Genomic DNA, 8,146 nt, shown 5'->3' on the forward strand with positions numbered 1-8,146 from the left:
GGGGTATTACTTTCAGGTTGGGATTGTGTTGACTGTGCCAGTATTGCTTGTCACGCTGGTTACCCTCGCTATGTGGCTTAGTATTCACTGAGATGGCTATTGCAAGAATCGCAACATAATCGTGGACGCCTGAAAGCAGAATTAAATTTTAATTGCAATCTTGTTAGTTTAACTTTATAGGAGAATCAAAATGACAACTATTCATGTATTTGACCCTGCCTCATGCTGTAGCTCAGGCGTTTGCGGTTCCGACGTAGACCAGGAACTGGTCGGTTTCTCCGCTGATGTGGATTGGGTCAAACAGCACGATGTTGCAATCGAGCGTTTTAATCTGGCGCAACAACCTATGGTTTTTGCAGACAATTCAACGGTGAAAGGATTTTTGGAACGCTCCGGTGCTGAAGCGCTGCCATTAATACTCGTAGACGGAGAAGTGGCATTGGCAGGCCGCTATCCGCAGCGTAGCGAACTTGCGCGCTGGGCGGGGATTCCTCTGGAGGAAGCAGTCGAAGAATCGAGTTGTTGCGGCGGCTGTTGCTAAAGGATACTCGAGCTTACTCGTGACCAAACTCAAATTTCTCAATCAGCCACCGCGTTTCCTATTTTTTACCGGCAAGGGTGGGGTCGGCAAAACGTCACTAGCTTGCGCTACAGCGATAAAACTGGCCGATGCCGGTCAGCGAGTATTATTGGTCAGCACCGATCCGGCTTCTAACGTTGGCCAGGTATTTGGTATTACGATTGGGAATCAGGTTACGGCGATTACCGCAATACCCCGTTTGGCCGCTTTGGAGATCGACCCGCAAGCGGCGGCCGAAGCTTACCGCGACCGCATTGTCGGTCCGGTGCGCGGTGTGTTACCGGATACGGTAGTCAAAGGTATCGAAGAGCAATTATCCGGTGCTTGCACGACCGAAATTGCCGCCTTCGATGAATTTACCGCGCTTTTGACCGATTCGCCGCTGACTACGGACTACGATCATATTATCTTCGACACCGCGCCGACCGGCCACACCATTCGGCTGCTGCAATTGCCCGGCGCATGGAGTGATTTTCTTACAGAAGGCAAAGGCGATGCCTCTTGTCTTGGCCCATTGGCTGGTCTGGAAAAACAGCGCGCCCAATACAAAGCAGCGGTAGATACTCTAGCTGACCCGGAGCGTAGCCGATTGATATTGGTGGCTCGTGCGCAACAAGCTACGTTACGTGAGGTAGCGCGGACGCATGAAGAGTTAACGGTTATCGGCTTGACGAAACAATTTCTGGTCATCGATGGCTTGTTGCCGCAAGCTGAAACGTTACGGGATCCTTTAGCCGCTGCAATCTTCCAGCGCGAACAAGATGCTCTGGTGGCCATACCGGAAGTTCTCAACCGATTGCCTTGCGATCACATTGTACTTAAACCGTTTAACCTAGTCGGATTGACCACGTTACGAAAATTACTGGCTGATGCTTTGCCTGACGAAGGCAGCAATGAATTTACGCATACTGCAATCCCATTCCCCAGTTTATTCAGTTTGACTGATAAAATTGCCAAAGACGGATGCGGTTTAATCATGCTGATGGGCAAAGGTGGTGTTGGCAAAACCACCCTTGCTGCGGCTATCGCCGTGAATCTCGCGCATCGTGGTTTGCCAGTACATCTGACCACCTCTGATCCAGCAGCGCATCTGAGCGAAACGCTAAATGGAGCAATGGCTAATCTAACGATAGACCGGATTGATCCGCATGTGGAAACCGAACGTTATCGTCAGCATGTCCTGGAAACCAAGGGCGCACATCTGGATGCTAAAGGCAGGGCTTTGTTGGAAGAAGACTTACGCTCACCTTGCACAGAAGAAATTGCGGTATTCCAGGCATTCTCACGAATAATTCGGGAAGCGGGTAAGAAATTTGTCGTGATGGATACCGCACCGACCGGTCACACGTTGTTATTATTGGATGCCACCGGTGCTTATCATCGCGAAGTCATCAAACAGATGGACAGTTCCATCGTGCACTACTCAACGCCGATGATGCAACTGCAAAATCCTAAGCAGACCAAGATACTGCTTGTTACATTGGCGGAAACAACACCCGTGCTGGAAGCCGCTAACCTGCAAGCCGATTTGCGCCGCGCTGGTATTGAACCGTGGGCTTGGGTCATTAATAACAGTGTTGCTGCGACGACTGTACACTCACCCTTATTATGTCAGCGCGCCAGTAACGAACTTGCTGATATAAAAACAGTATCCATTGTTCACGCAAAGCGTTATGCCGTCGTGCCATTACTCAAAGAAGAACCGGTCGGCGTACAGAGGTTATTGGACTTATCAAGAAGTAGCCAATAACAATGGCTCTGTCGCATTAACGAAAGAAAGCTGATATCTGGTTAATATTATCAAGCGTACAGTTGGTCTTGAGGCGATTATCTTGCCAACGTGTCAATCAGCGTTGAAATTTTGCCAGTTTTTTTCAAAAAACAGCATCCAAGTTTGCCATCTTAATTTTTATGTCATTGCTTTTAAATCTTAGTTTCTTTCATAAAAGACGCTGACACTGGAAAATATTGAATGCTGATTGACAACGGTCTTCTCGGATTTGATCTACATGGCAAAACGGTAGGCGTTATTGGCACTGGAAAAATTGGTCAGGTATTCGCCAATATTATGATTGGCATTGGCTTCAACCTAATAGCTTCGGATGTAAAGCCAAATACGCAATTGATTGCAGCTGGCGTACGCTACATACCTGTGGAAGAACTCTGGCCCCAAGCGGATATTATTTCACTGCACTGCCCGCTCAACCCCAGCACCCATCATCTCGTTGACACACTGGCCATTAATCAAATGAAAAATGGTGTAATGCTGATTAATACCAGCCGCGGCGGACTCATAGATACCCCCGCTATTATTAAAGGACTTAAGTCGCAAAAAATTGGCTATCTGGGGCTGGATGTTTATGAAGAAGAAGGTGACTTGTTTTTTGAGGACTGCTCCGAGAAACTTTTACAAGATGATGTTTTCGCGCGCCTGCTCACCTTTTCCAATGTGGTAGTTACCGGTCATCAAGCATTTTTTACCCGCGAAGCGCTTACCGCAATTAGCCGCATAACTATCGATAATATTACACATTTTGAACGCGGCGAATTAACCAAGGTCTTTAGTGTGAGTTAAGGGCATTACCAAGTTAACTTTTTGTAAGGTATCAAACTCCGAATTATCGCCTTCATGCTAGCGCTATCTTTTTCCATGACGCAAAAGCACCTTGTCTTAAATCCCGATAGTCGCTTTCTTCCATAATGACTTCAATGTCGCGGTAAGAAACACCATATCTGAAGTAGCAAAAACAGCGTAGAGAATGACATCTTTTGGAAAGTGAGTGCCTTTAAAACTGATCATTGGATTTTTCAATTACTAAAATTGGCAAGTATCACTCAAACTGACAAACTTTGCGACAGAACCCTCTGATATTACAGTCATCTATCAGGATGACAATAGGAGTTAATTATTCAGCATACGGTGTTCTGCTTCACTCTAAATGACGCCAAGCATTAAACCACTCTAAAGCTCAGCTTTGGTAGTTTGGCAACTTCTGCGACGACTTCGTCTCCTTTTACTAGCGAACCCACCCCTTCTGGGGTGCCAGTAAATATCAGATCACCAGCCTGCAATGTAACTAGGCTAGACAGCACACTGATGATTTCAGCAAGGTTCCAGATCATTTGGTTAGTATTGCCATGTTGGCGTTGCTGGTCATTTACAATTATGCTGATCTCTAAATGGCTTGCATCACCAACTTCAGCGGCTGGTACCAGTTTAGATACCGGTGCTGAATAGTCAAACCCTTTTGCCATGTCCCAGGGTCGACCCAGTTTTTTGGCCTGCCTTTGTATATCTCTGCGAGTCAGGTCTACCCCAACCGCATAGGCGTATATATGATCAAGTGCTTTAGAGACTGGAATATCAATACCTTTCTGCCCAATAGCCATTACCAGTTCTACTTCGTGGTGTAATTCTTCAGTGGCGGGGGGATATGGTATTTTACTGGATTGAGTGGCAGCGTCGGCTGGCTTGGTGAAAAAGAAAGGTAGTTCGCGGTCTGGCCTACCACCCATTTCTCGCGCGTGGGTTGCAAAATTCCGCCCCACACAGTAAATTCTATGAACCGGATACAGCCGCCCATCACGCATCTGGATTTCATTGGTAAGAGCAAGATGTGTAACAGATAAATGTAAGTCACTTTTCATATTTCTGGAATATACACGAGGCCGGATTGCTGTCAAACACACTATACCAGGGCAAATTTGTTCTGGATTATAATTCATTCATATTTTCTGCACCACCTGCCATTTACAACCTTATCTTATTGAAAACCAATGTGATTTTTCTTGACCGCCTTGACCATACTGGGTATTACTAAAATCTCACATAAAATCACAAAGTTGTACTTCAGAACAAACTAGCCCTGCACACAACAGTGTGGTGCGCCATTTTTACTTCCATCGGCATTAAACTTCTGGCCAAATACTTCAGAACTGAACTTGTGAATATCATAATGAACACCATTCGTGGAGGTCCGCAGCTCGTTATAAACGTCCCAAATTACAATAAAACCGCCATCACTTAATGCTGTATTAGCAGGATCAATCTAAGAATAAGTGACGTTTGGTTTTATTCAAAATACTTAAAACATAAACCCTGTGTCGTGTTAAGTATCTTTGTGGGATTAGACCCGAATGGCAGTAAGTTAAGCTGTTTTAGCAAGATATGAAGCTGAAAAGTGGAACGCCTTTATTTCCTGGTTTCCACCGCCAGACACTCCGCAGAAAACCTCGTTCAGCTATTTAGAAACTTACTGATGAGATCGCAAAGTTAAATCAAAAATCCTTTAGTCAACTAGGTGAAAGCTTTCGGAATTTCATTTCCAATCAGTAGCCATCTGAATCTGAGGCTCTTAATCGTCGATGTTTCTTCAGCAAAGAAACTCACTTTTTGGGCCTTTAGAGAGCATAAAAAATATCGTAATTTATTGATTAATACCATAAGCAGCTTTAACTTTACAAAAGTTGCTTATGTAACAATCAGAGGATTTGAATATGGATTGATCAATTTTTTATATTTGTTGCGGTTTAAAAATTAATGACATAGGTTTACACTCTCTATGCTGTCTCAAAAGTTCTCAATTTCTTAAAGGTGCCCCATGGACTTTGACCCGAATGGAAAGCGACTACCAATAAAGATTGACACAACAACCAATGCTGAATATTGCCCACTCCCACTCACTCTCACAGAACAAGCCGCAAACCGCCATGCACATGAATTTATAGATCGAGCTTGCAAAGTCACAAATAAAGGCCGTCGCGCATTTTTGAAAACTTTGGCTGGCTCTGCAGCTACCTTACTAGCATTTAACCAAGTTTTTGCGCGCTCAGGCCAGACGGGTGGTTATTTCTCCATTGCACAAGAAGCCGCATATGACCAATCCGCTGCGCAAGTCAGTATTGGTGGTAGTGAATTTATTTTTGATATCCAAAATCACTGTGTTGATCCTTCCGGAAAGTGGGCTCAGGGAAAATCCGGAGAACGCTGGATCAGCGTACTCAATCAAGTATTTGGTCAACGGCGCAAATGCAGCACGGAACAATTCGATTGCTATTCAGCTGAACAAATGATTAAGGAAGTATTTCTGGACAGCGATACGGGCGTCTCGGTAGTTTCAGCACTTTGGGGAGGACGAAACAGCAATCCAACTCCGATGGAATATGCAGCCGAAGCACGCCAACTTGCCGCTGCAGGTGGTGCTAATCACCGCATTCTGATCCAAGGCGGCGTCATGCCAAACGAACCCGGCGGACTCGAATTCATGGAAACACAGGCAAAAGAATACAATGTTGCTGCATGGAAAATTTATCCGCAGTGGGGACCCAGTGGGACCGGTTATTTCATGGATGACCCTGATTATGGAATACCGATGATTGAAAAGGCACGCGATCTCAAGGTTAAGACCATTTGTGCGCATCGCGGCTTACCATTGGGCGGGATGGAATATAAATACTCACATCCGGCCGATATTGCCAGAGCAGCGAAGTTATATCCGGATGTCACTTTTATTTGTTACCACTCCGGTTTTGAATCTGGCGTAGAAGAAGGTCCCTACAGACCTAACGCCGCACAGGGCGTTGATCGCCTCATCAAGGCGCACCAAGAAAACGGCTTTCGTCCAAATGAAGGCAATCTCTATGCCGAACTTGGCAGTGTATGGCGATATTGTATGAGTAAGCCTGACCAAGCTGCTCATCTGATGGGAAAGTTGATTAAATACTTTGGTGCAGAACGTATCTGTTGGGGGACTGATGCTCTTTGGTATGGCAGCCCACAGGACCAAATTTTGGCTTTTCGCAGTTTCCAAATCAGTGAGAAGTTTCAAGAAAGATATGCTTACCCCGCCATTACTACGGCAATGCGTCAACATATTTTTGGACTCAACGCTGCTAAAATCTATGCAATCGATGTGCCGGCAATACAAAAATCGCTGCAGAGCGACAGCATTTCTAAACTCAAAACTATTTATAGCGAAGCAACTAATCCCAGCTTTGAAACTTTTGGGCCGAAAACACGGCGTTCATTTCTCAACATTATATCTGCGCATGGCGGAAGGCCAGGCTAACGGGCTATAGGATTTCCATATGGATAAACAACGTTTCGATAAGGCAATAGAATTAATCAACGCAGCGCATGTTAGATATGCTCACACGATATATCCCCGATGCCGTTGCCGTAGCAAATTTGCTGATAAAAGCCGGGTAAATCTGGCCAAAACACGAGAACTGGAAGATAGATCACAGCGCGATGGGCTAACAGGGGCATACAATCGAAGCTACTTTGATAGCACCATTGAGCGAGAATTTATCCTGTAGGTGACGAACTACAATTCACGCTGCTGTCGGTGTATGAAATAAATCTCAGCAATGTGATTTCAACCGGTACTCGTTGATATTCGCCTTACCCAGCACATCATTTCCGCTGAGGCTTCATGGCAATGCAGCGTGAACGCGGTAACCGTTATAATAGTCTTTGAAGCATCGAGTTTCTTTTTTAAATCGTGGCCATTCCAAAAAAATACTCGCGCCTGATAGTGCCGATTAGCCTTTCGACGAATTGGAACGTGCGGGATCGTTTTGATTTCGTCGATCTCCGGTATTCTCAGATTGGCATGCCATCGATGAACGGTAAATAAGAGGTCATGGTCCGTACTCAGGCATATCGACGCACCCCCTTCGCGCAATTGCGCTATTAAACATCCGGCAAGACAGACAGCGTAAGCAGGAAAAATTAGGTTATCTGTCACTAGCAAAATTTACTCCGCTGTACTATGCAAATCTACTCGTTGCTTAAACCAATGGACCCCATTTTTGACAGCACATATCAGCTACTCGGATTAGTAATCAATCCAGGCATTTCAGCAATTTCCCCAGCCATTGGGGTGATATCTCTGTTGGTAGTTCTAGCGTATGACCTTGCGGACAACGTAAACACAGTGACCCCAATGACGAAGGCTCCAACTTGATCTCAACCGGAATCAAAGTCGACGCAACTGCAGCAACTGGTTGAGAACGATAAACCCGCAACCAGTTCGCGAATGTTTTGGAATTCAGCTTGTGCTGACGACAATACGCTACCTGCGATAAACCACTCGACTGCCAGGTCTCTATATGTTTTTGCGGATCTGTCGGTAATGCCATTGGTTATCCTCTCAAAAAATGTTTGAGGATAATTGAGCGCATTAAAAATTGTTAGATGGTGGCGTTGGACGCTTACGATTGACTCAGTGGTTTTGCTGGTACAATCAGGAACGTTTTCACCAAGGTCTTGATAACCAAACACCCAATGAAGTTTATTATCAATATCAAACAATTGATCGGGTTGCCTGAGCTTGATTAACTAACAATAGCAGAGCTTAATTCTACCCTCAGGTTGTACAGTTGTAGGAGACCACTTCACCCCTATATTCACAAAATAAATCAGAAATTGTAACGAATCTTCAAATTGGCTATGTAACAATTAATTATTGAATTGTTTGTCCAACGTGCATTGAGATATAGAGGTGTGCACAATGAAATCAAGGGAATTCAAAGCATGGATGGAATTGATTGAACGCATGAGTC

At 45.0% G+C, this 8,146-nt stretch carries 9 protein-coding genes and 1 pseudogene; 6 read left to right on the forward strand and 4 right to left on the reverse strand.

What is annotated here, in order from left to right; genetic code table 11:
• Positions 1–190: 190 nt before the first annotated feature.
• From arsD to Q0C11_RS13760, 3 genes are all read left to right on the forward strand, one after another.
• Positions 191–541, forward strand: coding sequence for an arsenite efflux transporter metallochaperone ArsD (gene arsD / locus Q0C11_RS13750; protein WP_293008931.1), 351 nt, complete (start codon positions 191–193; stop codon positions 539–541).
• 19 nt (positions 542–560) lie between these two features.
• Positions 561–2,330, forward strand: coding sequence for an arsenical pump-driving ATPase (gene arsA / locus Q0C11_RS13755; protein ID WP_293008933.1), 1,770 nt, complete (start codon positions 561–563; stop codon positions 2,328–2,330).
• 222 nt (positions 2,331–2,552) lie between these two features.
• The gene (locus Q0C11_RS13760; protein ID WP_293008935.1) at positions 2,553–3,155 is read left to right on the forward strand and encodes an NAD(P)-dependent oxidoreductase; all 603 of its coding nucleotides are present in this window, start codon (positions 2,553–2,555) and stop codon (positions 3,153–3,155) included.
• A 115-nt stretch (positions 3,156–3,270) separates the two neighbouring features.
• On the opposite strand, the pseudogene Q0C11_RS13765 reads toward Q0C11_RS13760, so the two are convergent.
• Together Q0C11_RS13765 and Q0C11_RS13770 are read right to left on the reverse strand one after the other, a co-directional pair.
• Positions 3,271–3,380, reverse strand: a pseudogene (locus Q0C11_RS13765) (IS6 family transposase); the annotation flags it as partial.
• Between the two features lie 152 nt (positions 3,381–3,532).
• A complete protein-coding gene (locus Q0C11_RS13770) occupies positions 3,533–4,228 on the reverse strand; it encodes a fumarylacetoacetate hydrolase family protein (RefSeq protein ID WP_293008937.1) in 696 nt (231 codons plus the stop codon).
• 953 nt (positions 4,229–5,181) lie between these two features.
• On the opposite strand from Q0C11_RS13770, the gene Q0C11_RS13775 reads away from it, so the two are divergent.
• Positions 5,182–6,648, forward strand: a complete 1,467-nt coding sequence (locus tag Q0C11_RS13775) for an amidohydrolase family protein (protein ID WP_293008939.1) — start codon at positions 5,182–5,184, stop codon at positions 6,646–6,648.
• 19 nt (positions 6,649–6,667) lie between these two features.
• Positions 6,668–6,898 (forward strand): hypothetical protein, encoded by a 231-nt coding sequence (locus Q0C11_RS13780; protein WP_293008941.1) that lies wholly within the window; start codon positions 6,668–6,670, stop codon positions 6,896–6,898.
• 59 nt (positions 6,899–6,957) lie between these two features.
• On the opposite strand, the gene Q0C11_RS13785 is transcribed toward Q0C11_RS13780, so the two are convergent.
• Both Q0C11_RS13785 and Q0C11_RS13790 read right to left on the reverse strand, forming a co-directional pair.
• Entirely contained in the window at positions 6,958–7,329 is a 372-nt protein-coding gene (locus Q0C11_RS13785; RefSeq protein ID WP_293008943.1) for a hypothetical protein, read from the reverse strand.
• Positions 7,330–7,426: 97 nt separating this feature from the next.
• The gene (locus Q0C11_RS13790; protein WP_293008945.1) at positions 7,427–7,723 is read right to left on the reverse strand and encodes an IS66 family insertion sequence element accessory protein TnpB; all 297 of its coding nucleotides are present in this window, start codon (positions 7,721–7,723) and stop codon (positions 7,427–7,429) included.
• Between the two features lie 78 nt (positions 7,724–7,801).
• Between Q0C11_RS13790 and Q0C11_RS14745 the strand changes: the two genes are divergently transcribed.
• Positions 7,802–7,912 carry a hypothetical protein gene (locus tag Q0C11_RS14745; protein WP_367273769.1) on the forward strand — a complete coding sequence of 37 codons (111 nt, stop codon included), beginning with the start codon at positions 7,802–7,804 and terminating at the stop codon, positions 7,910–7,912.
• The last annotated feature ends 234 nt before the right edge of the window (positions 7,913–8,146 follow it).

It is taken from the genome of Nitrosomonas sp., from assembly GCF_022842015.1.
Lineage (GTDB): Bacteria > Pseudomonadota > Gammaproteobacteria > Burkholderiales > Nitrosomonadaceae > Nitrosomonas.